The following is an 18,032-nucleotide window of genomic DNA, read 5'->3' on the forward strand; positions in this document are numbered from 1 at the left end:
TCCACGAACGCCTGAGTGTGAAAACGCTCAGGCGTTTTTGTTTGTAGGATAGGCCTCCGGCCTGTCTTGCGGATCGGGGCGTCTCGCCTCCGTTTTTGGATCCGGACTCAGGCTGGAAGCCCCAGTCCGTTGACAGGCCGGAGGCCTATCCTCCGTCGAACGCCAGCGCGGCCATCTCGCGGTAATACGCGGAGCTTTGCAGCAGCTCTTCATGCGTGCCGTGGGCGAGGATTTTTCCAAGATGCAGCACGTAGATCACATCGGCTTCCACGATGGTGCTGAGGCGGTGGGCGATGATGAGGCTGGTGCGGTTGGCGCGGAGTTTGGCCAGCGCGGCCTGGATGAGGTGCTCGGATTTCACATCCACGGCGGAGGTGGCTTCATCGAGGAGAAGCACGGGGGCGTCCTTGAGAAAGGCGCGGGCAAGGGCGAGGCGCTGGCGCTCGCCGCCGCTGAGAAGGACGCCGCGCTCGCCCACTTCGGCATCGAGGCCTTCGGGACTGCGGCGGATGAAGTCTTCGGCACAGGCATCACGCAAAGCGGCCCAGAGTTCGTCATCGGTCGCGCTGGGTTTGCCGATGAGGAGGTTGTCGCGCACGGTTCCGGCAAAGAGGAAGGCCTCCTGCGTGACGTAGGCGCAGGACTGGCGCAGGAAGCGTTTGCTGAGTTTTTGCAACGGCACGCCATCGAGCGTGATGGCACCGCTTTGCGGATCGTAGAACCGGGTGAGAAGCTGGAAGAGCGTGCTCTTGCCCGAACCGGTGGCCCCGACGATGGCAATGGTTTGATGACGGGCTGCGCGCAGTGAGATGTCATGCAGCACGGGCTTCTCGGCACGGTAGCTGAAGGTGACGGCGTTGAATTCGATCTCGCCATGGATGGCTTCGAGCGACTGTCCGGCATCGAGGTCCTCCTCGGTTTCATTATCCAAGATGGCGAAGACGCGCTTGGCCGCAGAAAGGCCGTTGAGCAGGGTTTGATTCACACCATGGAGCCGGGCAATGGGTTCGTAAAGGAAGCCCACGAGCAGGAGGAATTCCATCAGTTGGCCGGGCGTCATACTTCCTTGCACACACCACCAGGAACCGGCCATGAGCAGCAGGACGAGGCCGCCATTTCCGAGCAGCGTCATGGAGGGCGCGTAAAAGGCCCAGGCGGCCATGAGGCGTGTCTGCTTTTCTTTGAGACGCTGGCTGGCGGCGAGGAATTTCCACTGCCGCATCTCTTCGGCGGTGAAGCTCTTGATCTGACGGATGCCGGTGATGGTGTCGTGCAGCGTGGCATTGAGCGCGCTGGTGGCCTCGCGTGCGGCGGTGGCACGCGGGGAGACCCAGCGCGAGTAGATCCACCCACCGGCGGCGATGAACGGCGTGGGTGCCAGGACGATGAGCGCGAGCTTGGCATCCGCCACCAGCATGACGATGGCGGTGATGAGAATCTGCAGCACGGCGGTGCAGCCCTGCTCGATGCCTTCAAGGATGACGCGCTGCGTGGCGGGCACGTCGTCGGCCAGCTTGGTGAGGATGTCGCCGGTGCTTTGGTGATCAAACCAGCGCAGGGGCAGCAGTTCGATCTTTCGGTGCAACTGGCTGCGCAGATCCGTGATCATGCGCTGCTCAAAGGTGCAGTTCACCCGGGTGCGGAAGTAGAAGAGGCCCTCGCGCAAAGCGAAGGCCAGCAGCGCCAGACCGCCCGCGCGCCAGATGAGATCGCCGCGCTTCTGCGGAATGATTTCATCCATGAACCAACGCACCACGCCGGGAAACACGAAGATGAGCGAGGTGCCCGCCACGGCCAGCGCAAACTGCCACGCGGCGATGCGCCAATGCCCGCGTGCGAACACAAGCAGACGGCGCAGCGCGGCGCTGTTCGTCATTGGCTCGGGCTTGTCTTCCATAGGTGTTTGGCTAGACGAGCGAGCACGGCGCGGGATTCAAACCGAATGTGGAATGGCGGCGAGTTGCCGCCACTCCTGAAGGCAAGCGAACGCTTGCGCTACGATCAACCCACCAGATGCACCTGCGGCATCGGGACGACGAATTTGCCGCCACGGGCGAGGAATTCCTGCTCACGCTTGAGGAACTCAGGCATGAAGTGCCATGGCAGCACGAGGTAGTAATCGGGCTTGGCGGCGCGGGATTCTTCTTCGGAGATGATCTTGATCTGCGTGCCGATGGTGTAGCTGCCCCACTTGACTGGATTGCGGTCGGCGATGGCGGGCACGAGATCGGGCGTGACATTGCAGAACTGCAGCGTGGTGCTGCCCTTGGTGGAGGCACCGTAGCCGTGGACGAGCTTGCCTTCGGCCTTGGCTTTCTGCAGGAAGGCGGTGAGGTCGGCGCGGATGCGCTCGATGTTTTCGCGGAAGACGGCGTAAGGGGCGTCGGAATCGATCGCCATTTCGAACTCGCGGATGCGGAGATCCTGAACGCGGGCGGCGGCTTCAGTGGAAGGCTTGACCTGGCCGGCATTGGCCACCACGAGGCGGAAGCTGCCGCCGTTCACATCGTTGAGATGCACGTCGATGACTTCGAGGCCGTGATCACCGAAGAGGCGCTCCAGCACGGCGAGGGAGTAGTACTCCAAGTGCTCATGGCAGATGGTGTCGAAGCTGTTGATGTCCAGCATCGCAGGCAGGTAGCTCTGCTCCAGGATCCAGATGCCGTCCGTGGCGAGCACATCAGCGATGTCCTGCACAAAAGCGTGCGGGTTTTCCAAGTCATAAAACATGGAGATGCTGGTGACGACGCGGGCTTTCTCCGTGGCGTGCACGCTCCTGAAGGCGCGGGCGGAGAAGAAGTCGTTCACCACTTCAAAGCCCTTGGCACGGGCCTTGAGGGCCACGTCCGAAGGATCAATGCCGATGTGGCGCAGGCCCTGGGTCTTGTAGCTGGAGAGCAGCGTGCCGTCGTTGCAGCCGATGTCGAGCACGATGTCCTTGGCGCGGAGGCTGACGGTCTGCTCCACGAGCTGGGTGATGCCCGTGAGGTTGTCGATCATGGACTGGTTGATGCCAGACTCATAGTAGTAGCGATGATACAGAACCTTCGGCGGCACCGAGTGGCGCATCTGCACCAGACCGCAGGCGTTTTCATCCTGCGAAGGATCGCAGCGCACGAGATCGAGAGGCACCTTGCGCTTGATGAGGGCGCTGCCATCAGCGCTGGCAAGCACGCCGCCAATGAATTGATCCCCAAGGCTGACGACAGGAGTGAGGCTGCGTGAGCCGCAAATACGGCAGGTGTTGCGGGTGATGAGGACGGGGCGGAAAGCTTGGATGGCCATGGGTTCAATTGGCATTGTTGTGCTGGTGTGTCCAGCTAGACTTCATGGGCAGGTTCACACGCGGGCGGTGGCGCGATTGTCAAGGAACCACTGGTAGGTGCGCGCCACACCTTCACGGAAGTCGGTGCTGGCCTTCCAGCCCAGGTTTGCCATGCGGCTGACGTCCAGCAGGCGGCGCGGATTGCCGTCTGGCTGCGTGGTGTCCCAAAGGATTTCACCGGTGTAGCCGATGATGGTTTTGATGACCTCTGCGGCATCGCGGATGCTGATCTCCGCGCCGGTGCCGATGTTGATGATGTCCGGGCTGCTGTAGTTCTCCAGCAGGAAGGCGCAGGCGGAGGCCAGATCGTCCACGAAGAGGAATTCACGCGTCGGCTTGCCACTGCCCCAGAGGGTGACGCTGGGCTTGTTGTGCAGCTTGGCCTCGTGAAAACGGCGGATCAGCGAAGGCAGCACATGCGAGTGCTCGGGATCAAAATTATCAAAGGGGCCGTACAAATTTGCCGGCATGCCGCAGATGAAATCACGCCCATACTGATGCCGGTAGCCCTGGCAGAGCTTGATCCCTGCGATCTTGGCGACTCCATACGGCGCATTGGTCTCCTCCATGGGCCCGGTCATGAGGCTGTCTTCACGGATGGGCATCTCCACCACCTTTGGGTAGATGCAGGTGCTGCCAAGGAAGAGCAGCTTCTTCGTGTCAAAGCGGTGCGCTGCGGAGAGCACGCTGTTTTGAATCTGCAGATTGTTGAGCAGGAAATCGACCGGCTGGGTGTAGCTGGCCTTGATGCCGCCCACGGTGGCCGCCGCGAGGATGACCTGGTCCGGCCGCTCTGCTGCAAAGAAGGCATCCGTGGCATGCTGGTCACGCAGATCCAGCTCGGCCTTGGTGCGGGTGATGACCTGCCATTCCGGCTTGCCGGCGTAGTGACGCATCAATGCGCGCCCGACAAGACCCTGATGACCCGTGATGAAAAGTTTGCCGCCTGATGAAGACATGCCTGCATGCCTAGCGGATGCGCCTGCGGTGTCCAGCAAAGCTTCAATTTCCGGTGACAATGACGGGGCGGCCTGATCTCCGGCCAGCACTACCATGGCATGGCAGTAGGCACCATTGTGCAGCAGTTTTGCCGGTGATCAGTCGTGGCTGATTTTCCTCGGCCGCCACTCTCTTGAAGAGAGTGGCGACCCCTACGAGAATCGAACTCGTGTCGCATCCGTGAAAGGGATGTGTCCTAACCGCTAGACGAAGGGGTCGTTTTGCTCGGATTGAGCGGGCGGGGATATTGCTTTCAAAGAAGAATTGCGCAAGAGAAAATTCATTGATTCTGAAATTCTTTTTCGGACAGGCTGGATCCGATCACTAAAGACAGGGCCGTATCTGCTTTTAGCGCGAAGCAGCATGCAATCATGGCCGGCATGGCCACAAGGATGCTGAACAATGATTCAGATAAGTGAAACCGCTGAAAAATGCTTGAACTGTGTGGCAATAATACTTAAGCTCAGTTAAATAACGCTAATGCCGAGGCATTTCTTTATAATTACTAGATTTTTCACACAGGCTTGCTATTTTGTTAAGTCGGGCCGCTACATCCGCAGATGAGTTTTTCGTTCCGAAGTTTGTTCCAGCGAGGGGCCGGTTCTAACGAACCGGGGCAAGACCCTCCACAATACTTCGCGGGATCACATCCTCAGAGAATGGCTGGCCCTGGCACGAACAGCCCCTCTTCCATGCAAGCGTCTCCCCCTACACAGTTTCCAGCTGGTGCATCCCCCTTCCAAGTCGGGGGCAATCCACTTTTCAGAACAGCTGGCAACGAACCGATTGCTGCACCGCCGATCAATTCAGCCGCAGGAATGTCGCCTTTCAGCGTCATCGGAGCCACGCCCACGAATTCACCGCTGACGGTCGGGGATGTGATCCACCAGCTCCCAGCCGAAGTGGTGCGCATGGGGGCGCTGCCTGCGGAGCAGCCGCTTTCCCTGCCACCTGCCCTGCTGGAAAACGCCCTGCGCAGCGGACAGGCGGCACTGCCGGTTTTTGAACTCTACCGGGTCTGCCCGGCGCTTTTCCAAGTGCCCATCTCACCCCAAGATCCACGCATGGTGTCACTGCCGGCGGCCAAGCTTCCAGGTTTGATCGCGCAAGCCCGCGAGGTCAATGGTGCGGCCCCCGCTCCTGCCGCAGCCCCATCGCCCGCACCGTTTTCCTTCGGCCCGCCTGCATCTCCCCTGGGCACTCCTTTCCAGATGAGCCCGCCGAACGCCGAACCTTCGGCGCAGCAGCCTCCAGCATCGCCTTTTTCATTTGGCGCGAGTCCCAATGGCTCGCCCTTTGGCATGCCGCAGCAGCCCGCAGCACCAGCGGCCTCTGCGCCGGCAGGGTCTCCCTTCTCGTTCGGTGGTGGCCAGAATGGTTCGCCCTTCGGCACCCCGCAGCAGCCAGCCGCACCCGCTCCCGCCAGCTCAGCCGCATCTCCCTTCTCCCTGGGTGGTGGCCAGAATGGCTCGCCCTTTGGCACCTCGCAGCAAGCCGAAGCGCCCGCTCCCTCAACACCAGCAGGATCTCCTTTCTCGTTCGGTGGTGGCCCGAATGGCTCCCCCTTCAGCACCCCGCAACAGCAGCCCGCAGCGCCTGCTCCCGCGACATCGGCAGGCTCTCCATTCTCTCTAGGCGGTGGCGCGAATGGTTCGCCCTTTGGCACCTCACAGCAAGCCGAAGCGCCCGCTCCCTCAGCACCAGCAGGATCTCCTTTCTCGTTCGGTGGTGGCCCGAATGGTTCGCCCTTCGGCAGTCCGCAGCAACAGCCCGCAGCGTCTGCTCCCGCGACATCGGCAGGCTCTCTCTTCTCATTGAGTGGTGGCCCAAATGGTTCGCTCTTCGGCAGCCCGCAGCAGCAGCCTGCAGCAGCTGCGCCATCCGCTTCCCCGTTTGCCCCTGCACCGGCGGAAAATTGGTCTGCTTCGCCTTCCGCGACAACGCAGCCACAGGCATCCATTTCCACCTTGTTCACGCCCGCAGCACAGCAGCGAGCCTCTGTGCCTTCAGATGTGGCCACGGCCCCCGCAATGCCCTTTGGTTCCGCTTTCGTCTCTGCCATGAAGGAGACGCCACTACCGGCCGAGCCACCTGCGCCGAACGGTTTCGCGCCACAACCACAATCACCCGCGCCAAACGCGTTTGCCTCCCAGCCGCAAGCTCCCGCGCCGAATGCCTTCGGCTCACAGGCACCAGCAGGGGCGCCCGGCTCATCGGGCATGGCGAAATTAGGATTCGCCGCAGTTCTTGTCGGCTACAGTGTTGAAGAACTGGGCTTCAATCCGGCCACTCTCCCCGCGTGGATCACCACCAGCGTGCAGGCCAGCGCGCTGCACGAACAGATTGCCTCCGGCAACGTGGTGCTGGAACTCGGCATGCTCATTGATGGCATCTCCGATTTCGGTTTCCGCAACACGCTCTCAAACGCGAAGCGCGACTTCAAGATCAAGCTGCCCCAGAACGAGGTGTTTCACTCGCTCACCAACATGTCGGCGGCACCTGCGGCGGCAGCCACCTTTGGCAGTCCCAGCCCGGCAGCGGCCCCAGCCCCTGCCCGCTTCTCGGTGCAGCCCCATCCTCAGCAGCAGCCAGATCAGAATTCGCAGCCCATGTTTGCGGCTTCTTCCCCGACTGCCCCCGCTGAGCCCCAGCAACCGGCTCCGATGTTCGCTGCGGCATTGGCTCCCTTTACCCAAAACCAGCCTGCGGCAGCTTCCTCTCCCATCTCAGCCTTTGGCTCTCCTCAGCCAGCCAGCGCACCTGCACAGTTTGGATTTTCCCCTCTCGCGGCACCCGCCGAAGCGCCCCCGCCTCCAGCTCCAGCAGCATTCTCATTCCCCTCCGCACAACCGACGTCTGCATCGCCATCGAACACCCTGCAGCCACTCGCCGGAGCGTTTCAATCCTTCGGTGCATCGCCGTCGCCATCAGGGGCTCCTTCAGCGTCTCCGCCGAGTGCACCTCTGGCAGGGTCGGTGAAACCCTTCGATCCTTTTGCCTCCTCCTCCACCGGCCCCCTTTCAGGCAAAGGCCCTGCGGAATCAGGATTTAGCAGCGCGCAGCTGCTCGGGCAGGTTCCCACACCACAGAGCCCTGCCCCTGCCCCTGCCCCTGCCCCTGCCCCTGCCCCTGCCCCTGCCCCTGCCCCTGCCCCTGCTTTTGCACCCGCGCCCGAGGTCAAACCAGCCTCCAGCCTGTTTGCCACACCCGCGCCTGCGCCAGTTTCGTTTCAGCCCACCCCTTCCTTCGCTCCAGCCCTGGAAGAAATTCCATCGTTCTCCACGCCTGCGGCCCCGGTGCCACAGCCTGCCTCGCGTGGGTTGTTCAGTTCCCCGTCGCTGAATGTACCGCTGTTTTCAGAGGCGGCAGCACCGCAGTCCAGACCAGAACCCAAATTCGCTCCGGCTGCCCCCGCTTTGTTCAAGACACCCGCAGCTCAAGCCACACCGCTCGCGGCGGCTCCGGCTAAAATGGCGGCGGTGAAGCATTCCTTCCTCGGTCTTTCCCCGCTCGACACCCAGACGGATCAGCTCCTGCTGCGCGCCCTGCTGGGCACTGAGGAGAAACTGGCTGCGCCACGCGTCGTCGAACTGCTGGCCCTGCAGCCGGGCCTGAGCGCCTGCGTCTGCCTGCATGGCTCCCAGGTGCTCAGCCATGCGGATTTATCCAAGGAGGATGCCGTGGAGTTCCAGCGCCAGGCGCCGGACATCGCCCGTCAGTTGCGCGGCCTCGCTCCGCTCATTGGCATTGAAGGTGCTGAAACTTTCACGGTCAATGCGGGTGGTCGTTTGCTGACGTTCTGCTTCCCAGGGGAATCCATCATCGGCGTGCTGCATGATGACGAACCCTCCACCGGCATGCGCGACAAGATCACTCTCATCGCCCGCGAACTCGCCCGCATGCTGGACTAAAAGCCCGGCGTTCAGCGACAGGCTGCGGTCTTCATTCCATTCCATTCGTCACCCCCCTCCGCCATGCCCAGCATCAATCACGACGACCGCACCGTCAGCTTCAAGATCGTCTACTGCGGCAGTCCGCTCAGCGGGAAAACGTCCAACCTCCAGCAGATCCACGCCAAGCTGGACCCCAATGGCTGCAGCGACCTCGTCTCGCTCTCGACCGCGCAAGACCGCACCCTCTTCTTCGACTTCCTCGCCGTCGAAGCTGATGCCCTTCCCGGTTACAAGACGACCTTTCATCTCTACACCGTCCCCGGCCAGATCACCTACAATGCCACGCTGCAACTCGTGCTGAGGCAGGCAGATGGCGTGGTCTTTGTGGCAGATTCCCAGATGGACCGCCAGCGCGACAATCTGCACTCCTTGCAAAGCCTGGAAGCCAACCTGCGCATGAACGGCAGCGCGCTTGACCGCCTGCCCATCGTCATTCAATACAACAAACGGGATCTTCCCAATGCCGCACCGGTCGAGTACCTGGAATACCTCTTCAACAACCGGCCCACGCCCTTTCTCAGCTTCGAATCGGACGCACGCAGCGGTCGCAACGTGCTGGCAACGCTGAATGCCATCTCCCAGGCCGTGCTGCATCAGTTCCGCCTGCGCACCGCGCCTGCAGACAGCACCTCCGCCACCCCTCACGAGCTTCCCACCCACGCTCTCGCCGCGTAAACCCGCCTTGTGCATTGACCATGGAACTCACCGCCCTCGCCTCCATTCCCGAAGTCATTCAGATTGCCATCGCTGATGACGCCGGGCGTTTGCTCGATTGCGCGGGCGATGCTGAGCCACCCACGGCCGCCATCCTGGTGCTGGCGCATGCCACCCTGTCCGCCGCCTCCGAACTGGGCCGCCGCTCCGGCAGCGGCGATTGTTTGGAAATCGTCCAGTTGCACGACGGTGGTGTCATTTACCTTCACGGCCTGCCGCAGCGCCGCGTGCTGCTCGTTCGCTGCCAAAACACCGACGTCATCCCTCTCATCCGCATGGCATGTGAAGGACTGGCAAAGCCCATCACGACCCGCATCCGCCCTGTCTCTGCGCCTTCCATGAATCTCTCCGACGCGCTGCACGCAGAGCCAGCCTGGTAACAAGGAATCGGCGCCTCCCGCCCCCACTGCACACCCGGCCTTTCCAAGGCCGGGTTTTTCGTCGATACGATCCACCTGCCGTGAGTTCCGTGTATTCCATCCTCCCCCTTTTCCTGCTCCTCTGTGCCCTCCCCGCGCAGGCCCTGGAGCGGTTCGATTTCTCCGCGCCGCTCATGGCCACCACCTTCCGCATCTCCGTGCATGCGGATACGAAAGCCCAGGCGGAAGCCGCCGCCGATGCCGCCTTCAAACGCATCGCCGCGCTCAACGCCGTCTTCTCCGACTACGAGCCCAACAGCGAGCTCATGCAGCTCTGCAATGCCGGCCCCAGCAAGCCCTTCAAAGCCAGCGACGATCTCTTCATCCTCATCTCGCACTCCCTCGAATTCGCACGCCTCACTGAGGGTGCCCTGGACATCACCTGCGGCAATCTCACCCACCTCTGGCGGCGTACCAAACGCACCCACAAACTGCCCCCCGCAGACCGCCTCCAGCAGGCGCTCACCGCCACCGACTGGCGCGCCGTGCAGATGGATGCCAAAGCGCACACCATCACGCTGCTGAAGCCAGGCATGCTGCTCGATCTCGGTGGCATCGCCAAAGGCTACGCCGCCGATGCCGGCCTGCGCGTGCTGCGTGAACACGGCCTCAACCGCGCCCTCGTCATGGCGGGTGGCGACATCGCCATCGGCGATCCGCCGCCGGGAGAAGATGCCTGGGAGATCAAGCTGCGGCAGTTTGCCAGTGCCGCAACGGAAGAAAAACTGGAGAGCGTGCGCCTGCACAACTGCGGCGTTTCGACATCGGGAGACTTGTACCAGTTCACCGAGATCGAAGGCGTTCGTTACTCCCACATCGTCTCGCCTCAGACCGGACTGGGACTCACGGCGCGCATCGCCTGCTCCGTGATCGCCCCGGACTGCATGACGAGCGATGCTCTGGACACCGCCATCTGCGTGATGGGCAAGGAGCGCGGCCTCAAAATGGCGGCGCAGGTGAAGGGTGTGACGGTGCGGTTTGTGGAGTGACCGCAATCATCAAACGCCTTGAAATCTAAACTCACGGGCTTCTTATTGCACGCACTATGGGCTTAGGTGTTCTCATTCAAGTATCGCTGCCCATTTCCTGCACTCCAGATCGCGTGAAGGAGTTTGCCCAAGAAGCAAGAAAGGAAGATTGGGCTGGGGAATTTTTTCAGCCATATCCTGCTCCTCTTAAAGGTGGGGAGAACGAAGCTGAGGAATTTCTGTCTGATCTTGCTGCAGGCAATTTTCTCTACAAATCGAGAGGCCAAGGCGATGTTCTCATCTGGGGTACGGTGGGCAAGTATTCGGATGCAGACCATTTCGTGGAGCTGCTGATGCCTTTTTGGCGGAAGCTACTGGACCCAGTCCACGATATCATACAGTTTGAATGGCAGAAAATTCTAGTCGTCTATGCTTGGGAAATCGAGGCCATTTCTGGTGTCATCGACATTGGTTGGGATTCCAACGATCTCGCCACCCGACAGGTGCAAGTTCGCAGGTTCCCAGATCAGTCATTCCGCTGTCTCTAATGGCATCGAAGAACAAACCTTCCATGAATTGTTCCTTCGACTGTCTGTCGCCGAGATTGACCGCGCCAAGTCTTGACCCGCATTCTTTGCCCATCCCCATCTCATGACTCCCAGCGAACTCGCTCGCAGCTACGATGAAACGACACTCGAACTGCAGATACAGCGTGGCTGTGTCTGCCGGCATCTGGAGTATGACAGGCAGCCGAAGAAGCATCTCGTCATCATTGCGCAGAAGATTTGACGATGGCGGCGCTGCCGGGAGGTCGATCTCGTTTCAAATACGTCCCCTTATGGCAGACAAGACGATGAGACAATGAAATGATCATCCCGCTTTCCCATTGCCGCCCTCCCCTCTCCGCGCATGCTTCCGCATGACCTCCTCCGGCCTGCACAAAAGTCTTGATGTGGTGGCCGCGATCGAAGCAGCCAAGGGGGCGATTGTCCTGCTGGCGGGTTTCGGCCTGCTGGGGCTGCTGCACCGGGATCTGCACGTGTGGAGCAGCGAAATCGTGGAGCATTTGCATCTCAATCCGGCCCGGAAGTATCCTCACATCTTCATTGATCTGTTTTCCTCCCTCACCGACCAGCGGCTCTGGTTGATGGCTGGAATGGCGCTGCTGTATTCCACCATCCGCTTTGCGGAGGCCTATGGGCTGTGGAAGCAGAAAGCATGGGCCGAATGGCTGGCCTTGGTGGGCGGCTGCATCTACCTGCCACCCGAGGTTTATGCGATCTACGAGAAAGCCAGCGTCATCCATGTGTCCGCACTGGTGGTCAATCTGGTGATCGTGCTGCTGGTGGCCAAGGTACTGCTGCAAAAGCGCAGAACCCAAAAGGCTCAATAAACTCAATGGTCAGGCTGACCTTATTGAACGAAAGCCGTCTTTCTTGCGAATGTTTTACATCGTTCTGACACATCTTCTTCAAGATGTGTGAATCTACCACCAGACAACGAAAGCGGCGCAAGGCCGCCAGTCGCAATTTTCAGATAGTGGTTCCTGCATGGCTGTTGGTACGCACTTCAAAGAACCGGGGTGGATCGAGTGATCCACCCCGTTTTTTTACCACCGACCGCAAAAAAGCGACCGGAATACCATTTGCGGCAAACCCATGGGCCGCGTTGCTGCGATCTGTAGTGCCAAGGCACTCTATCCCATGAAACACACCCTCCTCGCGGCAACCCTCGTCCTCACCCTTTTCCCTGCTCTGGCTCCGGCCGGCACGGTCAAACTTCCGGAGGACAAACCAGCGACGACTGTGAGCATCCCAGATTCCTGGGAGCCCGAAGCCTCCGACGACGGCATCCTCGCCGAATCTCCCGACAATGTGGCCACGATCTACCTCGAAGTGGTGGCCGATGAAAAGCAGATGGACAGCGTCATCGAGGAGAGCCTCAAGTGGCTGACCGAAGACCATGAGGTGAGGGTGGATGCCGCCACCAAGGAAACGAAAGACTTTGAAGACTCCGGCCGCAAGTGGAGCCGCATCTCATGGAGCGGCGAGAGCAAGGAGTGGGGCCCGGCCGTGATCGGCTTCCTCTTCACCGAAGTGGGAGACGGCAAGGTGCTGACCATCACCTACTGGATCTCAAAGAAAGACAGCGAGAAGAGCCTCGAAACTCTGGGCAAGATCTTCTCCAGCGTGAAGTCCGTTCCTTAATCAGGCGCTGAGCAGTTTCACAGGGCGGTTCCGGATCATCGGAACCGCCTTTTTTCTTGCCGTCGCAGACAAATTTCAGTTAAAACATGCTCCACCATGCGCACTGAATTCGGCAACACTTGGAAACAGATTCGCTCCATTTTTATCGCCGGTCTGGTGATAGGCGCAGTGGCAGCCGTGGCGATTGGCGCCATGAACCACCATCAAGGACGCCCGCTGGATCTGAAGCTCCTGCTGGGAATCTGCCTGGGCATGGGATGTTTGCTTCCGGTGTTCGTGCTGCCCACCCTGCTTTTTTCCATCCGTATCGAAGACGGCGTCATCTCCCACTGGCTCTGCCGCCGCAAGAAGCTCGCTGAAGGCCGCGTGGAAGATTTGACGAAGGTGGAAATCGCCGTTGGCAGCGGTGCGAAGTTTTATTTTGCCAGCCGGAAACCCATTTCCTTCATGGGCGCTGATCTGATGATCTTGCAGGCGATGTGCCTGCACCTCATGGAACTGCGTCCGGACTTCGACCAATTCGTCTTTGGTTCCCGTGCTGCGATGATTCTCAAGGCGGTGAAGCTGTTTCAATCGAAGCGGCAGCCTCCTGCCGATCCCGCACCTTAGATCACCGCCCTTTGTCGGCGAAACTCTCCCGGCGTCATGCCTGCACGCTTTCGAAACGCCTCGGCCATGTACTGCGGGTGAGTGAAGCCGCAGCGCGCGGCGATGGCATCAAGCGTGAGATCAGTCTGAGTGAGCAGTTTTTCCACCGCAGCAAAGCGGATGCGGTTGATCTCCTCCCCAGGGCTGCGGCCAATGAGCGCCTTCATGCGCCGCTCAAGTACACTGCGTGAGAGCGCCGTCTCCCGCGCAACCCGCGTCACGTCAATCTGCTCCGTGGCATGCTGGCGGATGAAGCGCAGCGCTTCGGCAATGCGTGGATCCTCCACCGCGACAATGTCGCTGGACTGGCGCACGACGATGTCCCCCGGCGCCAGCAGATGCTTTTCTCCGGGCTTGGGCACACGCCGTTTCGCCATCCATTCATCGAGCATGCGCGCTGCTTCGTAACCCACGGCCTGCCCGCGCAAGCGCACGCTGGAGAGCGGTGGGGAGGCGGTGTCGCAGAGCATGTTGTCATTCTCCGCCCCGACCACCGCCACCTCCTCCGGCACGGCGATGCCTGCACGGCGCGCCGCATCCAGCAGCCAGAAGCCGAGCTGATCATTTACCGCAAAAACCCCCACGGGCTTCTCCAAAGACGTCAGCCATTCGGACAAGGCGCGCTGGTGCTCATCCCAGCGCAGCCGCTTCGCCCCTGCCCCGCCGGATTTGAAAAGGGAGCACTCGAAGCCATGCGCGCGCAGAGTTTGCGCAAAGTACTCGCTGCGTTCGACGAAGAAGGCCTCGGCGGTGTCCAGATAGCAGGCGAAGCGCTGGAAGCCGCGATTGCGCAGATGCTCCGCCACCCGCGTGCCAACGATGCGATTGTCCATGCCGACAAAGGGAAACGAATGCGGCAGCACCGTGGTGCGGAGCTCGATCACCGGCAGCTTCGTCGCCTTGAGCTGGCGCAGCATCGCGGCATCGACAGTGCGGGAGAGAATGCCGTCTCCGGGCCAGTCTTTGAGCCAGTCAGGGAAACGGCTGCGAAGATCGCGCGGCTCCAGATACAGCGACCACGGGCCGTGCTCCGCCACATAGCGCCGGATGCCGCGCACGATGTCACGGCCGTAAGACCGCGAAGTATCGACAAGAACGGCGACCTGCGGGATGCGGGCGGGTTGGGAACGTGAGTCCTTCGGCATGACAGGATGCAAACCGGAATCCCCCCCCGGAAGCAAGCGGGAATCGAGAGAACCCGTGGCAGATTATTTTTGTAACGAAACCGCGCCTGTAGGGTTATCTCCCCGACATGAGATTTTCCCGCCTCTCTGCCACCCCTGCCATGCTGATCAAAGTGATCAGCACCGCACTTGTGACCGCCTGCCTCGCCGCTTCGTCAAAGCTGCCGCCGAATGAGGTGAAGATCACCACGGATGACAATTACCGCCGCATTCAGGCCAATGGCATTCCCGATCACACACCCGGACAGTTCCCCAACCGGCATAATCCCAACGTAATCGCGCCACAGATCTATGACTACAAGGTGCCGCTGCATCCGAAGGTCGCGGAGAAACCGGTGCCGTTTCACATGCAGCCCTTCGGCATCGCGGTGAATGGCGTTGTCTTTGATCCCTTCGCTGCGGAGTGGTGGCAGGGCAATCCGGCGAGCGGCTGGCAGTATGAACCGCATGGCGGGGCGATTGATCTCGGGCTCGATGCGAGCAACGCGCATGTGCAGCCCAATGGGGCCTACCACTACCACGGCATCCCCAATGGCATGATTGAGAAGATCAGCGGAGACAAGCCGCAGGTGGTGCTCGTCGGCTGGGCGGCTGATGGTTTTCCCATTTACGGTCCTTGGGGCTACAGCACGGCAAAGGATGGCGACAGCGCCTTGAAGAAACTCGATTCCAGCTATGCCATCAAGCAAGGCACCCGCCCTGCAGGCTCTCCCGGTGGCAAGTATGATGGAGCCTTTGTGCAGGACTACGAATACATTGAAGGCAGCGGCGACCTGGATGCCAGCAACGGCCGCTTTGGAGTGACTCCCGAATTTCCTCAGGGCACTTATTATTACGTGCTCACGAATGAGTATCCCTACGTGCCACGTCAGTTCGCAGGCACGCCGGATGCCAGCTTCGCTCGGCGTGGCCCACCCGGCGGCGGCTTAGGCCCACCCGGACGCGGTCGGCGTGGTGGCCCGGGAGGCCCCCCCGGCGGCCCGAGCATGCGCCCACCTCCAGGTTTCTTCCCGCCCCCGTTTTGATCTCGTCAGACGGTTGCATGCGTGATGGTCGCAGGCGATGGGCAGGAGATGACTGATCACCCGCTGCTGCGCCGACTGCCGAAATCCACCGACTGCTCCAATGACGAGCTGCTGGCGGGGTTTCTTGACTACGTGGCAGAGAAAAATCTGGAGCTCTACCCCGCGCAGGAAGAGGCCATCTTGGAGCTGTTTGATGATCGCAACGTGATCCTCAACACTCCGACGGGCTCGGGCAAATCGCTGGTGGCGCTGGCTCTGCATTTTCGCTCCCTCGCGAAAGGGCGCCGCTCCGTGTACACCTGCCCGATCAAGGCGCTGGTGAATGAGAAGTTTCTTTCCCTGTGCCGCGACTTTGGCCCTGACAACGTGGGCATGGCGACGGGAGATGCCACGGTGAACCGTAACGCGCCCATCCTCTGCTGCACGGCGGAGATTCTCTCAAACTACGCTCTCCGGGATGGAGCTGAGGCCCCCTTTCGCGAAGTCATCATGGATGAGTTTCACTACTACTCCGACCGCGAGCGCGGAGTGGCCTGGCAGGTGCCGCTGCTGACGATGAGCGACTCCCGCTTTCTGCTGATGTCCGCCACGATGGGCGGCTCCGATTTCTTCAAAGAGAAGCTCACCAACCTGACCAAGGCCGAGACCACCGTGGTGGCAGCGTATGAGCGGCCGGTGCCGCTGGAATTCAGCTATGCGCAGACGTCCGTGGATGTGACGCTGCAGGAGCTCGTGACGGCCAACAAAGCGCCGGTGTATCTGGTGCACTTCACGCAGAACGAAGCCGCGCAGGCTGCGCAGGATCTGATGAGCCTGAACTTCTGCACCGCCGCAGAAAAGGCATCGATCAAAGAAGCGATGCTGGGCGCGAAGTTCACCAGCCCCTATGGCAAGGAAGTGAAGAAGTATCTCAGCCACGGCGTGGGCATTCATCATGCCGGGCTGCTGCCAAAGTATCGCGTGCTGGTGGAGAAACTGGCACAGCGTGGCCTGCTGAAAGTGATCTGCGGCACGGACACCCTGGGCGTTGGTGTGAATGTGCCCATCCGCACCGTGCTGCTCACGCGCTTGAGCAAGTATGGCGGCGAGAAGGTGGCCACACTGAGCGCGCGTGACTTCCACCAGATCACCGGACGTGCCGGAAGGCGTGGGTATGACGATGTGGGCTACGTCGTCTGCCAGGCACCGGAGCACGTGGTGGAGAATGCGAAGATGGAAGCCAAGGCTGCCGGCGATGTGAAGAAGATGCGCAAAATGGTGAAGAAGAAAGCACCCGAGGGCTTCGTGGGCTGGAATGAAGACACCTTCAAAAAGCTGCAAAGCGCCGCACCGGAGCCGCTGATGTCGCGCTTTCAAGTCTCGCATGGCATGCTGCTTCAGGTGCTCAGCCGCAAAGGCGATGCCTGTGCCGCGATGCGTCAGCTCATTGCAGACTCGCACGAAACAACCAACGCGAAGAAACAGCACGAGAAGCGTGCCTGGGAGCTGTTTCGCGCACTGGTGCAGCGCAAGATCATCGAGATCATCCCCACCGCACAGCGTGACGAGGACGGCACCAAGCTGCGGCTCAATGTGGAGCTGCAGGAGGATTTCTCGCTGAACTACACGCTCTCGCTTTATCTCATCGACACCCTCGCGCTCATTGACCCCGCTTCGCCCACCTATGCGGCGGATGTGATGACCCTTTGCGAGTCCATCCTCGAAAATCCGGACATCATCCTGCGCCGTCAGCTCGATCAGGTGAAGGACGAGGCCATGGTGGCGATGAAGAACGAAGGCATCCCGTTTGAAGAACGCATCGCCAAGCTGGAGGAGCTGGAATACCCGAAACCCTGCCGCGACTTCATCTACAGCACCTTCAATGCCTTCAGTGAGGCACACCCATGGATCGGCCAGGAGAACATCCGGCCCAAAAGCATCGCCCGCGAGATGTTCGAAAACTTCCGCACCTTCAGCGACTACATCAACGACTACGAACTTCACCGCGCCGAAGGCGTGCTGCTGCGGCATCTCTCCGGCGTGCACAAGGTGCTGGCGCAGACCGTGCCCGAGAACTTCAAAACCGAACCCGTGCAGGAAATGGAGGCATGGATCGCCGGAGTGCTGCGCGGCACCGACTCCAGCCTGCTGGATGAATGGGAGCGTATGCGCGATCCCAACTTCAAGCCGGCTGAGCAGGAGGAAAAACCAGCCGAAGCGCCTGACATCACACGCAACAAACGCGAATTCACCGCACTCATCCGCACCGAGATCTTCCGCTTCCTGCGCCCCTTCTCCGTGGAAAACTATGCCGCTGCAGTCAGCACCGTCAGCAGCCCACTCAACGCCGAATCCCTGGAGGCTCTCATGGAGCCTTATTACGCGGAGCATGAACGCATCCGCCTCGACAACGAAGCCCGCAACGGCCGCCATACCTATGTGGAACCGAGCGAGGACAACAGCTCATGGCGCATCTGCCAGGTGCTGACAGATCCCGAAGAACTGAACGACTGGCAGGTGGAGTTCACCGTCGATCTGGCGCAGGCACGCGAGAACGGGAAGCCTTCGCTGACGCTGACAACCGTGCGAAAAATCGAGTAGCTAAAAATTG

At 60.7% G+C, this 18,032-nt stretch carries 15 protein-coding genes and 1 tRNA gene; 11 read left to right on the top strand and 5 right to left on the bottom strand.

Going from position 1 to position 18,032, the window contains the following annotated elements; genetic code table 11:
- Positions 1-145: 145 nt before the first annotated feature.
- The 4 genes from AC24GY_RS10990 to AC24GY_RS11005 form a co-directional block, all read right to left on the bottom strand.
- A complete protein-coding gene (locus AC24GY_RS10990) occupies positions 146-1,897 on the bottom strand; it encodes an ABC transporter ATP-binding protein (protein ID WP_487682783.1) in 1,752 nt (583 codons plus the stop codon).
- A gap of 104 nt (positions 1,898-2,001) precedes the next feature.
- Complete coding sequence (locus AC24GY_RS10995; protein WP_487682786.1) at positions 2,002-3,285, bottom strand: class I SAM-dependent methyltransferase; 1,284 nt, start codon at positions 3,283-3,285, stop codon at positions 2,002-2,004.
- A 54-nt stretch (positions 3,286-3,339) separates the two neighbouring features.
- Positions 3,340-4,284, bottom strand: coding sequence for a GDP-L-fucose synthase family protein (locus tag AC24GY_RS11000; RefSeq protein WP_487682788.1), 945 nt, complete (start codon positions 4,282-4,284; stop codon positions 3,340-3,342).
- 183 nt (positions 4,285-4,467) lie between these two features.
- A tRNA-Glu gene (locus AC24GY_RS11005) sits at positions 4,468-4,542 on the bottom strand.
- 600 nt (positions 4,543-5,142) lie between these two features.
- Between AC24GY_RS11005 and AC24GY_RS11010 the strand changes: the two genes are divergently transcribed.
- The 9 genes from AC24GY_RS11010 (at position 5,143) to AC24GY_RS11050 (ending at position 13,194) form a co-directional block, all read left to right on the top strand.
- Entirely contained in the window at positions 5,143-8,235 is a 3,093-nt protein-coding gene (locus AC24GY_RS11010) for a hypothetical protein (RefSeq protein WP_487682790.1), read from the top strand.
- Positions 8,236-8,298: 63 nt separating this feature from the next.
- Positions 8,299-8,952, top strand: a complete 654-nt coding sequence (locus tag AC24GY_RS11015) for a GTP-binding protein (protein ID WP_422319793.1) — start codon at positions 8,299-8,301, stop codon at positions 8,950-8,952.
- A 20-nt stretch (positions 8,953-8,972) separates the two neighbouring features.
- Positions 8,973-9,371, top strand: coding sequence for a hypothetical protein (locus AC24GY_RS11020; RefSeq protein ID WP_487682792.1), 399 nt, complete (start codon positions 8,973-8,975; stop codon positions 9,369-9,371).
- Positions 9,372-9,460: 89 nt separating this feature from the next.
- The gene (locus AC24GY_RS11025) at positions 9,461-10,399 is read left to right on the top strand and encodes an FAD:protein FMN transferase (RefSeq protein WP_487682794.1); all 939 of its coding nucleotides are present in this window, start codon (positions 9,461-9,463) and stop codon (positions 10,397-10,399) included.
- A 113-nt stretch (positions 10,400-10,512) separates the two neighbouring features.
- A complete protein-coding gene (locus tag AC24GY_RS11030) occupies positions 10,513-10,926 on the top strand; it encodes a hypothetical protein (RefSeq protein WP_422319796.1) in 414 nt (137 codons plus the stop codon).
- A 103-nt stretch (positions 10,927-11,029) separates the two neighbouring features.
- Complete coding sequence (locus tag AC24GY_RS11035; RefSeq protein WP_487682796.1) at positions 11,030-11,167, top strand: hypothetical protein; 138 nt, start codon at positions 11,030-11,032, stop codon at positions 11,165-11,167.
- A gap of 130 nt (positions 11,168-11,297) precedes the next feature.
- Positions 11,298-11,771 (top strand): DUF2127 domain-containing protein, encoded by a 474-nt coding sequence (locus AC24GY_RS11040; RefSeq protein WP_487682798.1) that lies wholly within the window; start codon positions 11,298-11,300, stop codon positions 11,769-11,771.
- A 310-nt stretch (positions 11,772-12,081) separates the two neighbouring features.
- Complete coding sequence (locus AC24GY_RS11045) at positions 12,082-12,585, top strand: hypothetical protein (protein ID WP_422318546.1); 504 nt, start codon at positions 12,082-12,084, stop codon at positions 12,583-12,585.
- 96 nt (positions 12,586-12,681) lie between these two features.
- Positions 12,682-13,194, top strand: a complete 513-nt coding sequence (locus AC24GY_RS11050; protein WP_487682800.1) for a hypothetical protein — start codon at positions 12,682-12,684, stop codon at positions 13,192-13,194.
- Here the strand turns inward: AC24GY_RS11050 and AC24GY_RS11055 are convergent.
- Positions 13,191-14,378 carry a XylR family transcriptional regulator gene (locus AC24GY_RS11055; protein WP_487682802.1) on the bottom strand — a complete coding sequence of 396 codons (1,188 nt, stop codon included), beginning with the start codon at positions 14,376-14,378 and terminating at the stop codon, positions 13,191-13,193. The two genes, AC24GY_RS11050 and AC24GY_RS11055, sit on opposite strands and share 4 nt — an antisense overlap.
- 107 nt (positions 14,379-14,485) lie before the next feature.
- On the opposite strand from AC24GY_RS11055, the gene AC24GY_RS11060 reads away from it, so the two are divergent.
- Positions 14,486-15,442 (top strand): YHYH protein, encoded by a 957-nt coding sequence (locus AC24GY_RS11060; RefSeq protein WP_487682804.1) that lies wholly within the window; start codon positions 14,486-14,488, stop codon positions 15,440-15,442.
- A gap of 48 nt (positions 15,443-15,490) precedes the next feature.
- Positions 15,491-18,022, top strand: a complete 2,532-nt coding sequence (locus AC24GY_RS11065) for a DEAD/DEAH box helicase (protein ID WP_487682806.1) — start codon at positions 15,491-15,493, stop codon at positions 18,020-18,022.
- The last annotated feature ends 10 nt before the right edge of the window (positions 18,023-18,032 follow it).

It is taken from the genome of Prosthecobacter sp. Pr1 (genome assembly GCF_057652315.1).